Genomic DNA, 18,477 nt, shown 5'->3' on the forward strand with positions numbered 1-18,477 from the left:
TCTCCTCACAGCGCCTGAATACGCGCCCAGATGCGTTCATCGACCGGAATACCCAGGCGCTGATTTTCAGCTCGCAGCGGCGGGAATTTATCGCCGGGCAGGCGAATTGCCTGCTCGCTGTTGGCCCTTTCAGCATTGATAACAGAGGCTCGTATACGGTCGAGTTTGTGCTGGCGGGTGTCGCCATCAATCAGCCGGTCTACATCAATGGCGATAAAGACCTGCGAGATGCCAAATTCATCGCCGTTGTCGTGGGTCACTTCAGTCACGGACGCGCCGTTGGAGAGGAGGGTGGCCAGCATGTCCAGCACCACTGACAGCGCGGAGCCTTTCCAGTAACCCATAGGTAAGATACGGCGGTTTTTCTCAAGCGTGGCCGGGTCGCGGGTGTAATGACCCTCATCATCAAATCCGCCGTCAACCGGCAGGCTCTTCCCGGCCAGACGGTTCACCTCCAGCATGCCGTAAGAGAACATCGACATCGACATATCCACCATGGTGATCGGCTCACCCGGCACGGCGATAATCAGCGGATTGGTGCCGATAGCGCCGCTTTTTGCACCCCAGGGCGGCATCACGGCAATAGAGTTCGTCCAGCAGATCCCCACAAAGCCTCTCTCCGCCGCCTGCCAGCCGTAACTGCCACCGCGCATCCAGTGATTGGCATTACGCAGCGCCACCAGCCCGATTCCGTGTTCAGAAGCCACCTTCATGGCGCGCTCCATCATGCTGTGCGCAGTGATGTTGCCGATGGCACGCTGCGCATCCCATTGCTCGATCGCGCCCAGTGACAGAACTTTTTTTGCGTCGGCTTCGGGAACGATATGACCCGCGTCCAGTTGCTGAATAAAACGCGGGAAGCGGTTTACGCCATGGGAATAGACGCCGTTGAGACTGGTTTCGGTAAACATCTGTGCACAGGCTTCAGCTTTATCCTGGGGCACGTTGCGACTCCTGAGAACGCGGAGAAACTCCGCATATAACTGCTGATAGCTGATTCTCATACGACTGATACTCCCGGCGTTGCCGCCTGTTTCATAATGTGGAATGTCATTTCAACTAAATGCTATGGGGAAAAACAGAGCCAGTCAAAGAAATGATCTGAAAATTATTTCTTATAAATCATGTATATATATTTATTTGTGGTTTTTGTGATCTCAGCCTTTTTTGCCGGATTTTGCCCGCAGAAAATCTGTCAGCTCAGGACGAACTGACAGGGTAGTGATGCGTATGCGTTCTGTCTGCCGGGGTTAGCTCAGCGCAGAATTACCCGGTAGAGTGAGGTCTGGGCTGTAATATAAAGTTCATTATTATCGGGTCCGCCAAAGGTGCAGTTAGAGACCGTCTCAGGAACGGGAATTTTTCCTTTACGCGCCCCGTGAGCGTCAAAAATAATGACGCCGTCGGCGCAGCTGCAGTAAATGTCACCGTTGCTGTCCACACAAAATCCATCCGGAAAGCCTGGCGTCACATCGGCAAAAAATTGCCCGGCTGAGAGCTCCTGTCCTTCCACTCTGTAAACCCGGAGCTGATGGCGTCCCAGGGTCGGGAAGTCCACTACGGACATATCGGCCACATACAGCAGGCTTTCATCGGGTGAAAATGCCAGCCCGTTAGGACGTTGCAGATCGCTTGCCGCAATGCTGAGCTGCCCGCTATCGGGGTCGTAGCAGTAGAGATAGCAGCCGATGACCTGGCTGGGTGCCAGATAGCCTTCGTGATCGTTAACGATTCCGTAGGGCGGGTCGGTAAACCAGATCGTGCCATCAGATCGGATCGCCAGATCGTTGGGCGAGTTAAAGCGTTTGCCCTCGACTTTATCGATCAGGACGCTGACCGAGCCGTCAGTGTCGGTCCGGCTGATCGCCCGACGGCCATGCTCGCAACTGACCACACGTCCCTGACTATCCCGGGCATTGCCGTTGGCGTAATTAGCGTGATGACGCCAGATGCTGAGTTCACCGTTGCGCTGCCAGCAGTACATGCGATTACCTTTTACATCGCTGAATACCACCGCATCATGCTGCGGAAGCCAAACCGGGCCTTCGGCCCAGATGGCAGGGGAACACAATTTTTCAACCTGCATGCTGCTGGCCTCCCTTACTTCACGCCCCAGATGGTTTTGTAATGTGCCTGATAACCGTTTGCAGGATCGTAGTTATTCTGCGGTCCGCCATCCTGGCTGATATTCTCCTGGGTTATGAGATGCGCGGGCGTCACGTAACCTGACGAGGGCTGACCGGCAAAGGCACGGTTAAACTCATCCAGCAGTTGCCAGCCGTGCAGTTTTAACGGTTCCGCCACGGTAGCGACCTGACTTTCGCCATTGCGAATACGCTGGAAGGCCGAAACGGAACCATCGCCTGCGGAGATGTTGTAAGGCGCATTTTTGCCCCCTTTTCCGGCGGTTTTCAGTGCCGGTGACATAAAGTCAAAATAGAGATCGTTGATGGCCAGCGAATACTGCCAGCGATCGCCATACTTCTGTAACAGACTGAAGGTCAGCGACGGCATACGGTTAGAGGTATCGGCCAGCGGCGTATCAATAAAATCGATGACTTTACACTCGCTGCATTTTTCAATTTCCTGCTTCATCGCATTGGCTTTATCCAGCGCAATTTTATACAGCGAGTCGGTAAAGATAATGACCTGGGCTTTACCGCCCGACTTCACTACGGCGTATTGTGCCGCCAGGCGGGCCACCTCGTTTGAGTCCGAAGTGATGTTATCTGTAATGCCGTACTGCTTAATCGGCCCTGGTGCAGGCTCCGCATGCCAGGCCATCAGCACTATCTTCTGCTGCACGGCTTTTTTAAGCGGCATTTTGGCGACGTTAGGGTTCCAGCCGCCAATAATGATGCCGTCCGGACGCTGAGCGATAGCCTGATTCAGGGCGGCCAGCTGATCTTTCACCGACCCTGCGCCATCCAGCGTATCCAGCTGCCAGCCCGCAATTTTTGCCGCCTCGCTAAGTCCCTGCTGAACCCCCTGCACGCCGCCGTTTTTCATATCGGAGGCAATAAAAATTAACTTCTTATTCGCCTGGAGCTTTGGACCCGTAGTGGGGCCGTCCCAGGCGGTTGCGCTGGAGGTGGCTTTAGCAACGGCCGCCGTAGCTTGTTCCAGATAGCTCTCTGCATGGGCAGGCAGAGAAGCTACCATGATGGCAACGAGAGAAAGACCAGATACCGGATTTTTCATAATGAGTTTCCTGGTGTGATGGTTTTTTGCTGTGGGTCTGGTGTGGTCGCTGGCGTGCTCTGACTGCGCACGACGGCTTTTTGGTTCAACATACGGCGACGCTGAGCGTAGCCGGCGAGCGTAATTGACAGCAACAGCGTGGCCCCGTTAAAGAGAGGTTCAACCCAGAAGGCCCCGCCGAATTGCTGGATCCCGGCGATACCGATAGCCAGAATCGCTATCCCGACCACCGTGCCCCAGACGTTAACCCGACCCGGACGGATGGTGGTGCTGCCAAGGAAGGCGCCGACTAAGGCAGGTAACAGGTAGTCCATGCCGACGCTGGCCTGACCGACGCCCTGTTCTGCGGCGATCAGCACGCCGCTGAAGCCGGTAATGACGCTGGAGGCGATAAAGGAGCCAATCACATATTTATTGACGGCAATACCGTTGAGTCGGGCCGCCACCGGATTACCGCCCACGGCGTACATGCATCTTCCCAGCGGCGTATGCTCGGTGATCAGCCATAACAGCAGCGCCAGAGCCAGCACATAGAATGCGCCAATCGGGATACCTGCGATCTCCGTGCTGTGCAGCGCACTGAAGGCGTCCGGGAGATCACCCACAATCTGCCGGCCACCGGAGTGCCACAGCGCAATGGCATACAGCACCGTGCCCGAGCCCAGCGTCGCGACAAAACTGTCAATGTCGGCCAGTGCCACCAGAATGCCGTTCAGCAGGCCATACAGCGCAGATAAGATCAGCACCGTCAGCACCGCCATCTGCCAGGAAAAACCGTATTCCACCTGCAGCGTTATGGCCAGAATGTGCCACAGTACGATGCCAAAACCGACGTTCAGGTCGATTTTGCCCACGATCATAGGCAGGGTAGCCGCCAGCGCCAGCAGAGCAATTTTCGCCTTACTGGACAGAATCGCCTGCACGGTCAGCAACGAGGCAAACGTGGGGGAGAGCACTGAAAAAATTAACGCTAACAGCACACATAACAGCAGTAAGCCGTAGCGGGTGAGGATCTGCATCGACCACGGCGCAAAGCCGTGCTGTGCAAGGCTGACCCGTTGTTCGAGTGCGGTGGATTTCACCGAAGTTTTGGACATATCGTTTCTCCTGTCGGCCTGTTCAGACGGTAGCTAAGGGAGCCGCAGAACTGGCGGAGGCCAGCTCCAGTAAACCTGCAAAAGTAACCTGTTCATTTCTGAGTTCGCCGACCACCTGACCCCGGTTAAACACCAGGGCGCGGTTGCAGATGTGAGCGATTTCCTCAAGGTCATTGGAAATCACCAGTATCGCCACGCCATCGGCGAGGGCTTTATTGAGCAGGTGATAGATTTCTTCCCGTGCGCCGACATCCACACCTGCGGTGGGATCTTCGAGGATCAGCAGCGGTGCGTTGAGATGCATCCAGCGTGCCATCACCACTTTCTGCTGGTTGCCACCAGAAAGGGCGCTGATATCCAGGTTCACATCTTTGGGACGCACATCGAACAGCTGAACTTTCCACCAGCTGGCACCCATCTCCGCGCGGCGGCCATAATGGGAGATCAGCCGGTTACCGCTGGCGCAGGGGTTAATAAACAGGTTTTCACGCACGCTCATCGACATAACCAGGCTTTCGCCGGTGCGATCGCCCGCCACAAATGAAATGCCTGCGGCCATCGCATCACGCGGGGTGCGCGAGTGGCAGGGTTTGTCGCGGAAGATCACCTGACCACGGGTGGACTGCTTCAGTCCAAACAGCATCCGGCCAATCTCCTCCTGCCCGGCACCGCGCAGTCCTGCCAGCGCCAGCATTTCACCGGGTTGCAGGCTGAAAGAGACCGGACCGACTTCATCGATGCAGATCTGGTCCAGTGTCAGAACAGGGGGTCGCGCCTCGGGCAGAGCAAGACGCTGATTGCTTTCCAGCGCTTCACCCACAATCATTTCGACCAGATCGTGCAGCCGGTAATCTGCCGTTATGCCCTCCGCCACGCGCTTACCGTCCCGCATTACGCAGATACGGTCTGCGATTTCAATGACCTCATCCAGGCGATGCGTCACATAAATCATGCCGACGTTGCGGCTTTTCAGGCGTTCAATCACGCCAAACAGGTGACGTACATCATTGGCGGGCAGCGAGGCGGTTGGCTCATCCAGCACCAGCACTTCCGCGTTCACCGCCACAGCGCGCGCGATAGCCAGCAGGGACTTCTCCGTGCGCGACAGCTCAAAGACGCGCGCATCGGGATCCAGCTGGATACCCACCTCTTCCAGTGCCAGACGCGCACGTTCACGCACCGCACGCCAGTTAACCAGACCAAAACGGCGACTGAATCCCATCACCAGCGCCATATTTTCCGCCACGGTCATCCACTCAATCAGCCCAAGATCCTGATGAATGAACGCGATCGGTTGAGTCGTTGCAGTTTTCAGCGCAGCGGCGGATGCTATGGCGTTGCCCTGAAAAGTAATCTGACCTTCATCGCTGGTGTACACGCCAGCCAGGACTTTGATGAGCGTGGATTTACCTGCGCCGTTTTCTCCCAGAAGTGCCACCACTTCGCCGGGGAAGACGTCCAGACTCACATCGTTAACCGCGGCGTTGCCGCCGAAACGCTTCGTGATGTGGCTGAGTGTGAGAACCGGTTTATCCGGATGAGGTTGCATTCCTGCCTCCCGTAACGCCTGATTTTGTTGGCAGCAAGAGCAGAGATCGCTCATGGCTGATTTCAACATGTGAAATAGCATTCCAAAAAATAGTATTCCTGCCGCAGAGGAAAAGCAAAGAAGGCGCCCGGTTATTTATTCAACAGAAACAGCAAGTTAAAATATTGTTTTGAATTTGTGATGGACGGCGCACTTCTGCGATGACGGAACAGGCGTGTCCGGCCACACTAAAAAGCTTAAGATTCCCTGCACGCAGGTCATGAGTTAACATCACGCCTTAGCGCGTTCAGGCAGTGAGCAACGGAGAGGTGAGGTGGATGGCGGGTAAAATGGATAAAGAAAAGGATACAAAGAGCGAAAAGCCATCAGGGACACAGAGCCTGTTTCGTGGTCTGCATTTAATTGAGTTGCTGAGTAACTATCCTAACGGTTGTCCGCTGGCCCAGCTTGCTGAGCTGTCCGGAATGAACAAAAGCACTGTACATCGGCTGCTGCAGGGATTACACAGCAGTGGTTATGTGACTCAGGCACCGTCGCCTGGCAGTTATCGCTTAACCACCAAGTTTATTTCGGTGGGTCAGAAGGCGCTTTCGTCGCTCAATATTATTCACGTTGCCGGGCCACATCTGGAAAAACTGAATCTGGACGTGGGCGAAACCGTGAACTTCTCCAGCCGGGAAGATGACCATGTTGTCCTGATCAACAAGCTGGAACCCACAACGGGCATGATGCGCACCCGAGCCTATATTGGTCAGCATATGCCCCTTTACTGTTCAGCCATGGGCAAAATTTTTCTGGCCTGGGGCAGCGAAGATTACCTGCTCAAATACTGGCAGAGCCATCAGGACACCATTCAGCAACTCACCAGAAACACCATCACCACGCTGCCTGAGATGCAGCAGGAACTCAAAGATATCCTTGTTCAGCGTACCGCGATGGATCGTGAAGAAAACGAACTGGGCGTCACCTGTATCGCGGCGCCGGTGTTCGATATTCAGCAGCGCGTGCCCTATGCCGTGTCGGTCTCATTACCCACAGCAAAGCTGCAACTGATTGGCGCGAAAAACCTGATGGATAAAGTGGTTGCCACCGCCCGGGCCATTTCAGAAGAGCTTGGGAGTACAGTCTGAGATCTTTATGGCATAGAAGGATCCAGCCGCGGCCACCCTGACCGCCGACGCCGCCAGGGCCCGCAGTCCCTCCGTTTACTCGATTACCTAATCCATCACCCCTACCTCCGTTTCCACCATCAGAAATCACTGTCAGAAAATCACTAAAAGAGAGGGAGTCTGCCGTTGAGGCATAACCGTAGCGTGTTAAAACGGTCTGTATCAGATGAATTACTTCAGTAAGGTAAGGCATTGTTTACAGTTGTTGTGATGGATCATTGTTAACACCATTCCACGCCTGTACCTCCGGTTGCGCCGTCTTTACCGTTTTCTCCATGAGGAGAAGTGGCGTTTCCATTCTGACTCTCACAGGCAGACGGCTGGGTAGCGTCCCGCGGGAGTCACTGACTGAATAACGGAGTGAAAAGACTGGAAGCACCGAGAGCGTTATAAAAACCAGAGTGTTGTGCAGCTCAGATACCACAGTTGCTCCTGTGATTAATGGCTGACCTCATGAGGCAACCCCTTTTAGTCAGATTTTACAGGCTGATTACGCACCGCCCGCAATGAGACGATTTTGTGCTTAAAAAGAGAGCGTAAAAGTGTGACTTAGTGTCACTTGATGATAAGGTATGTGCTATTAATTCACATAGCGGAGGACATATGGCATCAACAAGATTACGCCAGCAGGGCGGCGCCGTCGTGCTGACCATCCCGAGTGACATCGCGGCAAGAGCAGGCTGGACGGTCGGCATTGAGCTGAACGTGACCACAGAGGGCGAGTCCGTCAATATTGCCCCAATGGCGCGTATACCGCGGGGTCGTCGTACCCTGGCACAGCTACTGGCCTGTATCGACCAGCAGGAAATTCAGGGTTACAACGAAGAAACTGCTGACGGTCTGGATGATGCGCCGCAGGGCAGGGAGCTTATCTGATGGTTTCAGGTAGAGTGCCGCAGAAAGGAGAAATCTGGCATGTTAATGGCGATCCGGTAGAAGGCCGCGAATTTAAAGGTCCGCATTACTACCTGGTTATCTCTCAGCGCGAACTGGTTCAGGTGCTGGGAACAGCCGTTTGCGTGCCGGTGACGAGCGGCGGCGGTGCGTCCCGCTCACAGGGCGTAACTGTTTACCTGGATGGCAATAGCACGGATACGGGTAAAGTGACTGGCGTGGCGCTGTGTTATCAACTGCGCTCGCTTGACCTGGTGGCACGCAGGGCAAGCTATGCCGCAAAGGTTGAGCCACACATCATGGATGAGATCCTGTCACTGGTGGTCGATCTTATCGATCCGCGTTAGACCGTCACAGCCAGACCAAAGCAACGTCCCTGAATAACTGCACGAAAAAGAATATTGAGAAGGCGGGAAGCGAGTAACTCACGCTCTGCTGAATACGCCCTGCATCGGCCAGAATATATCGACGTGCAGAGACGCTCAGTCTCATCTGTTCAACGGTTGTTTCACAGCCTATTTCAGCGCATTTCGCGCCGACTTTCTCATGCCTTATCGCAGCGCCTCAGCCTGCGAAATGCCCAAACAGCGCGCCGGTGACGCCCGACAACGCCATAGCCAGGCTGCTCCAGAAGCTGACGCGGACAACGCTGCGCAGCACCGGTGCGCCCCCAGCCCGGGCGGCGACGGCACCCAGAATGATCAGGGCTAGCAGGGCGGCGATGACAATCCCGGCGATGCCCTGTAGCAGCAGCGCCGCCGCAAACGGAATCACCGCGCCGAGCGTAAAACTACCCGCTGAAAAGAGGGCCGCCTGAAGAGGCCGCGCAGTGGAGGTATCGGAGATGCCCAGTTCATCGCGGGTATGGGCATCCAGCGCATCATGTTTCATCAGTGCGGTAGCGACCTCGTGGGCTAACTCCCGGCTCAGGCCGCGATGGACATAAATCGACGCGAGTTCATGGGTTTCAGCCTGATAGTTCTCTTCCAGTTCGGCCCGCTCTTCGGCAATAGCCGCGCGTTCCGTATCCGCCTGTGATGAGACGGAGACATACTCTCCGGTTGCCATCGACATGGCCCCCGCGACGACCCCCGCCACTCCGGCCAGTAAAATACTGTGCGATGAGCTGTTGGCGGCGGCCACACCCGTAAGCAGGCTGGCGGTGGAAACAATGCCATCATTGGCACCCAGCACGGCGGCACGCAGCCAGCCAGAACGCGAAATCTTGTGCGATTCTCCGTGTATCAAAAGCCTGTTCCTTTCAGATCGGATAGGGAATGCCGCAGGGCTGGCACTGTGCGAACCTCATCCCGGTCGCTGTTTTCTGTACGTCAACGTCAGGATGAGGATCGTTACTATAGCCGACAGAGGGGCGTTGTCAGCGGTTAATCCAGTTTTTTCAGGTCGCGCTGGATGTCGGCATGTCGGCCGCTGTCCGCAATTTCACGTCCGGGACGCGGTGCGGCTTTGAGCGCCTTGTCCAGATAGCGTCTGGCTACCTCTTTGTTGCCCTGTTCGAGCTGGAAATCACCATAGAAATAGTTGGGATCGATGCCGTCCGGGTTGATCGCCAGGGCTTTCTGCAGCATCGCTTCGGCTTTTTTATCATCGCCAAAACCAACCGGCCATCCCGGCACCTGGTAGTAAAGCGCCCCGAGGCTGGTATAGGCCGAGCCCTGCAGCGCCTGCGGATTAATCGCCAGGGCTTTTTCCAGGTCGGCTTTCGCCTGTTTGACCAGACTCAGCGCGCCCAGGCCACCTTTTGCACCTGCCCAGCTACTGTCGATGATCGCGCTCCAGATCAGCAGTTCAGGATCGCTGTCGCGCCCCTGAATGCGATGGGCCTGCTGGCTGAGGTCGCTCAGGCAGTTCTGTTTCTGATTTTCCAGCGTGCGGTACTGGCACACTGACCACCCCTTCTGCAGAGAGGAGAGCGGGGTTTCCGCCGACGCCAGGCCAGGCAATGCTGTCAGCGACAGCGTTATCAGTGCGAATAGAGGTTTCATTTATTTTATCTCCGCTGAAGCGTCCGACTGTAGAAAACGATTGATAACCGGCAGTTTTTTAAGCAGCGCCCGGTCAACCAGCGCAGGAAAGAGCGCATTGACACGCACAAAGATGCCCTCCATCACGCCAATCCTGGCCCGGCGGCGACCCTGGATCAGCGTGTCCGTAATAAACCGGGCGACCTCTTCCGGCGTGTCGCTCTGGTTACCCAGCGCGGCATTCATGGCGTTCACCGCTGCCGAATTCAGCCCGGTCCGCGTGGCGCGGGGCGCGGCGTACAACACCTTCACGCCGGTTGCCGCAAGCTCGCGGCCCAGCGATTCCGAAAAGCGATGCAGCGCTGCCTTTGAGGCGCAGTAGACGCTGTAGCCCGGATGACCCAGCTCGCCCAGAATCGATCCCACATTCACAATGGTGCCGCCGGTACTGAACTGATGAATCAGCGCGCGCGTGAGGATCAGGGGGATCTCCACATTGACGCGCAGCTGCTCACGAATATCCGCAAAACTCTGCTGTTCCAGCTGCGCAAAACGACTGGTGCCGGCGTTATTAATCAGTACGTCAAGCTGCCGCCCGCCCTCAAAACAGCTGCCGAGGGAGAGGATCTCATCGTCGCTGTAGTCAAACAGGGCAAACACGGTATGCCGATCGGGGTCCTGCATCCGGTGACGCAGGTTCTCCAGTTCGCTGTGGTTGCGGCCCACCAGCCAGACGCAGGCTCCCGCCGCGGCCAGGCGCAGAGCCAGCGCCTGACCAATCCCGCCGTTGGCGCCGGTCAGCACCACATTTTTATTGCGCAGTTCCATCAGGTACCTCAGCAAGAGCACGGAGCATGTCGCCGTAAAGCGCATAGACGACGTTAGCGGTATGGACGATATCCTGCTGATCGCGCGCATCGGTCACTTTGTCCATCAGGCTGGCAAAAAACTTCAGATGTTCCAGATCCAGCGCACCGTGCGACCGCAGATAAGTTGTCGCCTCTTCCGGTAACTTCAGCGCGTGCTGCAGCGATTCCGCAATCGGCGTAGCGATGTTAACGCTGGTGCCTTCCAGCACATGCACCATCCCGAATATGCACAGCGGGTTAACGCGCTCAATACGGTAATAGAGATAGGCGAGCATCAGCTCAATGGCCCGTCCGGGCGCGCCGTTGCGTACCGCTTCCGCATCGCCCCCGCAGGCACGGATGTCGTTCAGGATCCATTCGTGATGCCCATATTCCTCTTCGATATACTCAGCCAGCGCCGCCCGCAGCCACTCTTTCTCGGCGGGCAGACGGCTGCCTGCGCTCATCAGCAGGGGAACAGTATGGCTGACGTGATAAAAGGCCTGGCTGAGAAAGGCGATATACATGTCACGCGTCACGTTACCTTGGGCGCTCTGTTCGATGACAACGCTGCTTAACATTGCGTTGCGTGCCTGTTCTGTTTGATCCTGTAATTGCTGATAAAAGGCCATTCAGATGTACTCCTCACAGTTCAGTATTTGATGCTTCATCAACGTCCAGATCGCATCGCGACGCGGGCGTCCGTTGGCGGTCAGCAGCTCAGGTGATGAAATGACCGGGGTAAAAATCAGGTGGTGCGGGCGGGCGTAATCCGGCAGGGCGGCGGACAGCGCCATCAGCTGGTCACGGGCGGCAGACTCCATGCCCTCCATCGCATGGATCAGGGCCACGTTGCGCTGCAGCCCTTCGCCGAACATAACGATGCGCCGGACGGCGCTGCAGCTCATTGCCTCTGCCTCAATCCACTCTGGCGAGAAATTGCGGCCAAAGGCGGTGATCTGCACGTTGCGCGCCCGCCCGTTAATGTGAATAAAGCCCGAGGCGTCGCGCTCGGCGAGATCGCCGGTGTTAACCCGCGTGCCGAACGGTGCCTCGCCCAGATAGCCCGCAGCATTACCGGGGCTGGCCACCAGCAGGCTGCCGCTGGCGTCGAAGGTGATATCAACACCGGGCAGGGGGCGGCCGGTGCTGCCCGCCTGTGCGTTGTCGGGCAGATTCAGGGTGACGACTGAGCCACACTCAGAAAGGCCATAACCTTCATAAACCGGCAGACCCGCTTCTCTGGCGGCGTGCAGCAGACCGACGGCCACTTTGCCGCCGCCCGCTGCCACAAACTTCAGTGAGGCACTCACTGACGGCATACGGCTGTGCAGGAAGCTCAGCACGCGCAGCAGTTCGGGCACCAGCACCAGGCTCTGCGGCTGCCAGCGCAGCAGCGCCCCGGCGAACACCTCATGGCTGAACTGGCTCGAACCGGTAAAGCCAACCTCGGAGGCGGCGGGGATCACCGTGGTGACGCCCAGCAGCAGCGGCACATAACCGCCACAGATATTCTCCAGCAGCGTGCTCAGAGGCAGAACGACCAGATGACGCGCCAGCGCCAGCGGGGCCATCGCCGTTGCCAGCGCCGAGGCGGTCCACTCAATCCCGCGCTGCCGCAGACAGACCCCTTTTGGCTGGCCGGTGGTGCCGGAGGTGTAGGTAATCTTGACCGTGTCCCGGTGCAGTTCAGGCTGGTGCGTGCAGGGTAAGCGCTGCAACTGGCCAGCGGAAACGGGGACGGATTCACCCTCATCCGAAGACGCCTCATCAAGAATGGCGTCAAGGCCCGCGGAGCTGATGACCCACGAACGCTGCTGCGGCGAGAAAAACGCAGGTATTGGTACGCAGACAATACCCGCTTTTAAACAGGCGAGATCGGCGATGATCCAGCGCGGTCCGTTTTCCAGCGCCAGACCGAGTCGCTGAACGCCCGCCTGCTGCAGCTCAGCAGCCAGAAGAGAAACAGCCTGTTCATATTCGCGCCACGTCCAGCTTCGCGCGGTGCTGACCAGCGCCACGGCATCGGGCTGGCTGTTAGCATGACGATCAAGGGTTTCAATGAGCATGACGAAGGTTCTCCTGCTGCACGTCCCAGGGGGCCGGGGGTAATTCACCAAAAAGATTGAGAAGCAGCGAACTGCCTGCCAGCGCTTTCTGTCCGCCAGCGAGATCGCCCGCCATGACCTGAGGCCGGTGCTGGTAGTAGCGCCCCCATGTGGCTTCTCCGCCTGCCACTCTGGCGTGGTCGGCCATCGAAATGCACACGGGCGACAGATGGAGCCTGGCGAAGATGTTGCGGATCTTCTGGGTGCCCGTGAACATGATGTACTGATAGCGATAGGCGTTAAGCAGCAGGCAGACGGCGGCATACATGACGCGGGCAGCCGCCCCATCCACCGCCGCAAAGTTGCCGGCTTCGACGATGCTGTTGCGATGGACGCTGGTGAACCCGTGTTCAGGCAGGCTCGCCTCCGCCGGTTTGTCCAGATACTGCTCAAGAAACATCGGGCCCTGGGACGCCGGCATCACGCCACAGGCAGCCAGCAGCTTATCGTCTCCGTCACAGAGCATCAGAATCCACGGCATCAGAACCGTCAGTCGGGCATCAAAATGGTGTGAATAGTGGTCGCGTATAAAATCGGTGGCGATATTGACCTGTGACGCACCTGCGACCCATTTCAGCGAACATTCCGGCGTGATTCTCATTGCGTCACCTTTACTCTGCGGAGCGTAAATCAGCGGTCTGTTTTTTAGTGCGCAGGAACATATGCGCAACGCCCATCAGCCCATGTGCATAAAAGTACGTTTCAATGAAGGTGGTCAGGAATTTATGCCAGTGCAGAAACAGCCCCGAATAGAGCGCCAGCGAGGGCAGCAACCTTTCTGCGGCAAACCATGCGCTGCCTGACGCCGCAACCAGCAGCAGAGCGGCGACGCCCAGTCCCTGCACCGTGGCGGCGATACTGCCGCGGGAGGATTCCGGTAAAGAGAGCTGCATCAGCTGACGGAGGTCAGCTTTGATCTGTTTAAAATCGAAGAAGGCCCAGCTGAAGTACCATCTGACGCCTCGCTGAGTAATCATCCAGCTCAGCAGGATCAGGCCCAGGAGCAGCAGCAGTGCACCGGAAAGGGCATGCCACCAGGTCATCAGCGCCGGCCAGCCCGATTCGCTCAGGGCATCGGCGTCGATAAAGTTTGAATTGATGATCTGCAGTGCGATCAACAGCGCAATGGAAATATGAAGGCCACGAAAAAAAGGGGCGTAATCATGCGGCAGAGATCTGAGTAAAGTCTTAAGCATTTTTTTCACTCCAGGTCAGTATGGAATGAATTATCGCGGCCGGATATTAGGATTACCTTAAGCAAAACAGCCTCAGAAAATTTTTTTATTCCTGCCTGCCCGGCCAGAAAGAAAAAAGAGTTCCTTCCTCGTTATCCCGTAAAATCATTGGGATAATGACTTAATCAGGCCGCCTGTTCAGGGGCAGGAGAGTGTTGCGATGACGATCTGATGGCGAGGTTGTTTATGGGAATGAGGATTAATCTGCGCTGCCTGAAATAAATCCGCCCATTTCAGCTTTTATCCCGATACTACGTGTCGTGATTATTCCGGCGGAAATGTAATGCCCTTATTTCTCTTTTCCAGAAAAATGAAATAGCGCCTGTGCGTCAGGTTCTCATTACGCAGATCAACGCTCAGACGCAGAGGCGTATTCTGCATCACCGACTGAGCCTGACGCCTCAGCGCCCTCCGTCTGTTCAGGATAACGGCCTGTAACCTGACTCAGCTGGTCCGGCTGATCAGCCCCCCCGACGTCTGGTCTCCCGCTTTTTCTGATCGTTGCCCTGTCGCCTTCCGGCCCCATCCGACAGAACAAAAAGATTTATGTTATATGCGCGTTTAATCACTCTTTTTCCCGCTTCGCCTGCCGATAACGGGATCAGGCACCAGCGAACCTCAGACAGGGATCTGTCGCTGATCACCTTTTTTTTCTTATATCGGGATCTTCCATGAAACAGCATAAAAAAATGAAATTAAGCGTCATGCTTAACGCCGCATTTCTGGCCGTTATTCTGATGGGGGTTTTTGTGACCGCTTTTGCCGGATTTAAACTGAATACGGCCAGCGATCAGCAGAAATTAACGCGTGCGCGACTGACCGACCTTCAGACGCTCCAGACACTTAAAGATAACTTAACGCAGCAGACGGCACTTTTATTGTCCATTTCTCCAGAGACGCAGCCGCAGGTGAAAACGCAGTTTTTTGATCTGCAGTCAAACAGCGACAACACGATTGCGCATTTTCGTACGCTGATTAACGGCGCGAAAAGCATCCCCGGCATCAACCTGGCCGAGGTGGATGAGGCCTCCGGAAATTTAAAGAAAATTGAAGATGCCGCGGGGCCGCTGAATCAGGCTGCGCAGAATCTGTTCAGTGCTGATGCGGCCGCTTTCCCGGCCAGGCTGCGTGACGGATTGATCCCGGTGCTGGAGCAATACCGCGTTGCCGTGAATGGCATGGTTGAGTATCAGGCAAGGGTGACGGGCAAGACTGCGGAAACCTCCAGTGAGGCGTTATCAGGCGTTTATATGACTCTCGCGGCCCTGACGACCCTGTTTGTGGTGATGGGCTTTGTCATGAGTGCGCTAATCACGCGCCGGATCAAGTCTCAGCTGGGCGGTGAGCCTTCACATGCCCAGCATCTGGCGGCGGCCATTGCCGCTGGCGATCTGACCACGACCGTCACATTGTGCAAAGGGGACAGCGTCAGCCTGATGGCTTCGCTGGATAGTATGCAGACCAATCTGCGCGACCTGGTGTCACATATCAAAGACGCGTCTGCTTCTGTCGCGATGGCCGCAGATGAGATTTCTCAGGGTAACACTGAACTCTCCTCCCGGACCGAACAGCAGGCTGCCGCGCTGCAGGAGACGGCGGCCAGTATCGAACAGCTGACCGCCACGGTGAAAAGCAACACCGCAACGGCGCAGCAGACGGCGGAGTCGGCTCGCGAAACCGCTGCGCTGGCGCGCTCCGGTGAAAACGATATGCACCGTATGTCAGACACGATGAACGATATTTCAAACAGTGCGACGAAAGTCAGAGATATCACCTCGGTTATCGAGGGTATCGCCTTCCAGACCAACATTCTGGCGCTTAACGCGGCAGTGGAAGCCGCGCGTGCAGGTGAGCAGGGGCGTGGCTTTGCGGTAGTGGCCGGTGAAGTGCGGACGCTGGCGCAGCGAAGTGCGACAGCGGCCAGAGATATCAAAAGTCTGATTGAAGAGGCGGTGGCGCAGGTTGAGAGTGGGGTGGAAGTGGCTAACGGAACCGGTAAAAGCATCCTGCAGATTAACGCGATGGTCGGGAAACTGGCAGATGCGATGGATAACATCTCACTCGCCTCCGCTGAACAGATGCAGGGTATTTCGCAGGTCAGCATTGCGGTGAATGAGATGGATGGGGTGACGCAGAATAATGCCGCGCTGGTAGAGGAGTCCTCGACCGCATCCCAGTCCCTTTCAGCCCAGGCTCACTCTTTACGTGAAACCGTCAACGCTTTCCGTCTTTAAGCCTGATGCGCCTGCTTCATCCTGAAACAGGCGCGTTCAGGAAAGTGCAGAAAACTGTGACAGGTGGCGGGGAGGGCTGAAGCGGGTTAAATTTGCTCTCAGGCGTTAAGCTGCATGTCATTAACACGCCTGATCTGGCTCACTCAGAAACCGTTCCTTAATCAGGATTGCACGACATCATGTTCAGACAGTTTATGGCGAACGCCAGAGCGTGGGCGCGAAACATCAGGCGGGATGTGCATGCCGTCTGGCTTTCCGTCCGCGATCCCCGAACGCCCTGGTGGGTAAAAGGACTGGCGTTGCTGGTTGCAGGCTATGCCGTCTCGCCCATTGATCTTATCCCCGACTTTATCCCGGTCATCGGCCTGCTCGATGATCTGATCATCGTGCCAGCAGGGATTATGCTGGTGGTCAGTCTTATTCCTGAAGAGGTGATGCGTGAGCATCGGGAAACCGCCGCGCAGGCCACCGGACGTCCTGTCAGTCGCATAACGGCTGGCGTTTTTGTACTTATATGGGTGATTTGCGCCACGCTGCTGGTCAGAGCCTTCCTGTAATTCAGAGACCGGACGGCTCGCGCAGCCTGCGCCGGATATCGCGCGCCGGGATCGCCCTACAATCCGACCAGCGTAATCTGCTTCTTCAGGGTCAATGCCTTATAGAGTGCCTTCGCCAGGCTGCCCTGCTCTACATTTGAGCGCGTGCCGTCTGCATCAGTCCAGAACGATTTAATCCGCAGAATCGTATTGATACTAGTTACGCGCTCCATCTCCAGCACCGCGAGAACCGGATGGCGCTGTTCGCCATGCTCATCTGTCGCGTCTGCTTCGATAACGGCGGCACGCGCGGCCTGGCTGTCGTAGATAATCTGGCAGCGTGAGCCATTCAAAGTAAGGTTATCGATTACCTCATACAGGCATTCAACGGCTTCAGCACTGTAGGAGGCGGGGACAATTAACATAACAGATCCTTCTGATGTAAATGAGTGAACAGCCAGCATAGGCGAACAATTAACACAGGAGAAGTGACTGTTTTTGAAACAGAAAATTAGGCATCTAAGGTTACGATCACGCAGGTTATCGTTACTCTTATTCAGACTGGTACTGCCATTAAGCGAGGCGCGAGCGGGCTATTGTGGCAGGGCGCGGATTTGACTTAAGTCTCAGTCGCTATTTCGCCGCGTGAATCGCGCCAGCAGGAAATGGTTTTAACCCTGCTGCGTTGATCCCCCACCGGAGCATCGGGCCGGTTTCACGCTTAAGACGCGATGAAGTTTAAGAATTATCGCTATTCTTAAACCCCCCTGTTTTCTGAGCTGCCGCTGTTTCCTGCTCCCGGGATGTCATATTACTGACTCCGATTCAGCGGGCCGAAAAAGCGATGACGGCAGGTCAACGGGTACTTTCCGCCAGTGCCGCAAAGCTTTTAAAGCTTTACGCAGGCTGACTGGCAGTAAGCACAGCTGTCAGGGAGCGGCCTGCCGAAGTCACAGGCTGTCACAATCACGGGTAAACTCCTAATAAACATCTAATAATTAACTGGTATAGTGACGGCAAAAAATAGTGTCGGGAGTTTATCAATGCTTAAAAAATACAAAGGCTCGCAAATTCTTTTTCACTGGCTGACGGTACTGTTGATCATTGTGGCGTACGCCACGATTGAGCTGCGCTGGATGGCGGAGAAAGGCACCTGGCAGAGAAATGCGGTGATGATTACGCACTTTTCGGCCGGATTCTGCGTCATGATCCTGATGATTGCCCGCCTCTGGCTGCGCGCCCGAAGCAAAGCACCGCCGATTACGCCGCCCGTCGCGCGCTGGCAGACCGGCCTTTCCCACCTGGTCCATACACTGCTTTATGCGCTTTTTGTGGTTCTGCCCGTCCTGGGGCTGACCTCGCGCTATCTGCGCGGGAAAGAGTGGGCCCTGTTTGGCTTCACTATGCCGGTTGCCACGACGCCCGATCCGGCCACCGCCAGCATGCTGATTGACTGGCACGAAACCCTGGCCCCGATGGGATACTGGCTGATTGGTCTGCATGCGCTGGCGGCCCTGTTCCATCACTATTTCCTCCGGGATGATACACTGCGCAGGATGATGCCCTGATCGGGTATCAGAAAAACCGGGCCAGGTTCAGAGCGGTCCGGTTCCTGCCTGCC

Annotated in this window: 19 protein-coding genes; 6 read left to right on the plus strand and 13 right to left on the minus strand. The window is 56.2% G+C overall.

Going from position 1 to position 18,477, the window contains the following annotated elements; all coding sequences use genetic code 11:
- Positions 1-5: 5 nt before the first annotated feature.
- From yiaK to ACNY69_RS13005, 5 genes are all read right to left on the minus strand, one after another.
- Positions 6-1,004: a 3-dehydro-L-gulonate 2-dehydrogenase gene (gene yiaK / locus ACNY69_RS12985; protein ID WP_111140180.1), complete on the minus strand. Its 999-nt coding sequence runs from the start codon at positions 1,002-1,004 to the stop codon at positions 6-8.
- 251 nt (positions 1,005-1,255) lie between these two features.
- On the minus strand, positions 1,256-2,086 hold the full coding sequence (locus ACNY69_RS12990) for an SMP-30/gluconolactonase/LRE family protein (protein WP_111140179.1): 831 nt from the start codon (positions 2,084-2,086) through the stop codon (positions 1,256-1,258).
- A 14-nt stretch (positions 2,087-2,100) separates the two neighbouring features.
- Positions 2,101-3,201: an ABC transporter substrate-binding protein gene (locus tag ACNY69_RS12995; RefSeq protein ID WP_111140178.1), complete on the minus strand. Its 1,101-nt coding sequence runs from the start codon at positions 3,199-3,201 to the stop codon at positions 2,101-2,103.
- Positions 3,198-4,298, minus strand: a complete 1,101-nt coding sequence (locus tag ACNY69_RS13000; RefSeq protein WP_293772201.1) for an ABC transporter permease — start codon at positions 4,296-4,298, stop codon at positions 3,198-3,200. The genes ACNY69_RS12995 and ACNY69_RS13000 overlap by 4 nt, the downstream gene beginning before the upstream one ends.
- A 22-nt stretch (positions 4,299-4,320) precedes the next feature.
- Positions 4,321-5,847, minus strand: coding sequence for a sugar ABC transporter ATP-binding protein (locus ACNY69_RS13005; protein ID WP_111140176.1), 1,527 nt, complete (start codon positions 5,845-5,847; stop codon positions 4,321-4,323).
- A gap of 317 nt (positions 5,848-6,164) precedes the next feature.
- On the opposite strand from ACNY69_RS13005, the gene ACNY69_RS13010 reads away from it, so the two are divergent.
- The 3 genes from ACNY69_RS13010 to ACNY69_RS13020 all read left to right on the plus strand — a co-directional run bounded on the left by ACNY69_RS13010 (position 6,165) and on the right by ACNY69_RS13020 (position 8,257).
- Positions 6,165-6,977 (plus strand): IclR family transcriptional regulator, encoded by an 813-nt coding sequence (locus ACNY69_RS13010; protein ID WP_111140175.1) that lies wholly within the window; start codon positions 6,165-6,167, stop codon positions 6,975-6,977.
- Positions 6,978-7,619: 642 nt separating this feature from the next.
- Positions 7,620-7,892, plus strand: a complete 273-nt coding sequence (locus tag ACNY69_RS13015) for an antitoxin (protein ID WP_111140174.1) — start codon at positions 7,620-7,622, stop codon at positions 7,890-7,892.
- Positions 7,892-8,257 carry a type II toxin-antitoxin system PemK/MazF family toxin gene (locus ACNY69_RS13020; protein WP_293772208.1) on the plus strand — a complete coding sequence of 122 codons (366 nt, stop codon included), beginning with the start codon at positions 7,892-7,894 and terminating at the stop codon, positions 8,255-8,257. Before ACNY69_RS13015 ends, ACNY69_RS13020 begins: the two co-directional genes overlap by 1 nt.
- A gap of 217 nt (positions 8,258-8,474) precedes the next feature.
- Here the strand turns inward: ACNY69_RS13020 and ACNY69_RS13025 are convergent, their stop codons facing one another.
- The 7 genes from ACNY69_RS13025 to ACNY69_RS13055 form a co-directional block, all read right to left on the minus strand.
- The gene (locus ACNY69_RS13025; RefSeq protein ID WP_418798989.1) at positions 8,475-9,155 is read right to left on the minus strand and encodes a VIT1/CCC1 transporter family protein; all 681 of its coding nucleotides are present in this window, start codon (positions 9,153-9,155) and stop codon (positions 8,475-8,477) included.
- A gap of 140 nt (positions 9,156-9,295) precedes the next feature.
- Positions 9,296-9,916, minus strand: coding sequence for a tetratricopeptide repeat protein (locus ACNY69_RS13030; RefSeq protein WP_418798615.1), 621 nt, complete (start codon positions 9,914-9,916; stop codon positions 9,296-9,298).
- Entirely contained in the window at positions 9,917-10,723 is an 807-nt protein-coding gene (locus tag ACNY69_RS13035) for an SDR family oxidoreductase (protein ID WP_418798617.1), read from the minus strand.
- The gene (locus ACNY69_RS13040) at positions 10,707-11,324 is read right to left on the minus strand and encodes a TenA family transcriptional regulator (protein WP_233498987.1); all 618 of its coding nucleotides are present in this window, start codon (positions 11,322-11,324) and stop codon (positions 10,707-10,709) included. Before ACNY69_RS13040 ends, ACNY69_RS13035 begins: the two co-directional genes overlap by 17 nt.
- A gap of 51 nt (positions 11,325-11,375) precedes the next feature.
- Complete coding sequence (locus ACNY69_RS13045; RefSeq protein ID WP_418798618.1) at positions 11,376-12,812, minus strand: AMP-binding protein; 1,437 nt, start codon at positions 12,810-12,812, stop codon at positions 11,376-11,378.
- Entirely contained in the window at positions 12,802-13,452 is a 651-nt protein-coding gene (locus ACNY69_RS13050; RefSeq protein ID WP_418798620.1) for a thermostable hemolysin, read from the minus strand. The genes ACNY69_RS13045 and ACNY69_RS13050 overlap by 11 nt, the downstream gene beginning before the upstream one ends.
- A gap of 10 nt (positions 13,453-13,462) precedes the next feature.
- Entirely contained in the window at positions 13,463-14,047 is a 585-nt protein-coding gene (locus ACNY69_RS13055) for a cytochrome b/b6 domain-containing protein (protein WP_418798623.1), read from the minus strand.
- A 710-nt stretch (positions 14,048-14,757) separates the two neighbouring features.
- Between ACNY69_RS13055 and ACNY69_RS13060 the strand changes: the two genes are divergently transcribed.
- Positions 14,758-16,320: a methyl-accepting chemotaxis protein gene (locus tag ACNY69_RS13060; RefSeq protein WP_111140165.1), complete on the plus strand. Its 1,563-nt coding sequence runs from the start codon at positions 14,758-14,760 to the stop codon at positions 16,318-16,320.
- Between the two features lie 179 nt (positions 16,321-16,499).
- Positions 16,500-16,877, plus strand: coding sequence for a YkvA family protein (locus ACNY69_RS13065; protein WP_111140164.1), 378 nt, complete (start codon positions 16,500-16,502; stop codon positions 16,875-16,877).
- A 56-nt stretch (positions 16,878-16,933) separates the two neighbouring features.
- On the opposite strand, the gene ACNY69_RS13070 is transcribed toward ACNY69_RS13065, so the two are convergent.
- Positions 16,934-17,281: a hypothetical protein gene (locus ACNY69_RS13070; RefSeq protein ID WP_111140163.1), complete on the minus strand. Its 348-nt coding sequence runs from the start codon at positions 17,279-17,281 to the stop codon at positions 16,934-16,936.
- Positions 17,282-17,899: 618 nt separating this feature from the next.
- Here ACNY69_RS13070 and cybB point away from each other — a divergent pair.
- Positions 17,900-18,424 (plus strand): cytochrome b561, encoded by a 525-nt coding sequence (gene cybB / locus ACNY69_RS13075; RefSeq protein ID WP_111140162.1) that lies wholly within the window; start codon positions 17,900-17,902, stop codon positions 18,422-18,424.
- Positions 18,425-18,477 lie beyond the last annotated feature (53 nt).

This window comes from Pantoea graminicola (genome assembly GCF_048452665.1).
Taxonomy (GTDB): Bacteria; Pseudomonadota; Gammaproteobacteria; order Enterobacterales; family Enterobacteriaceae; genus Pantoea.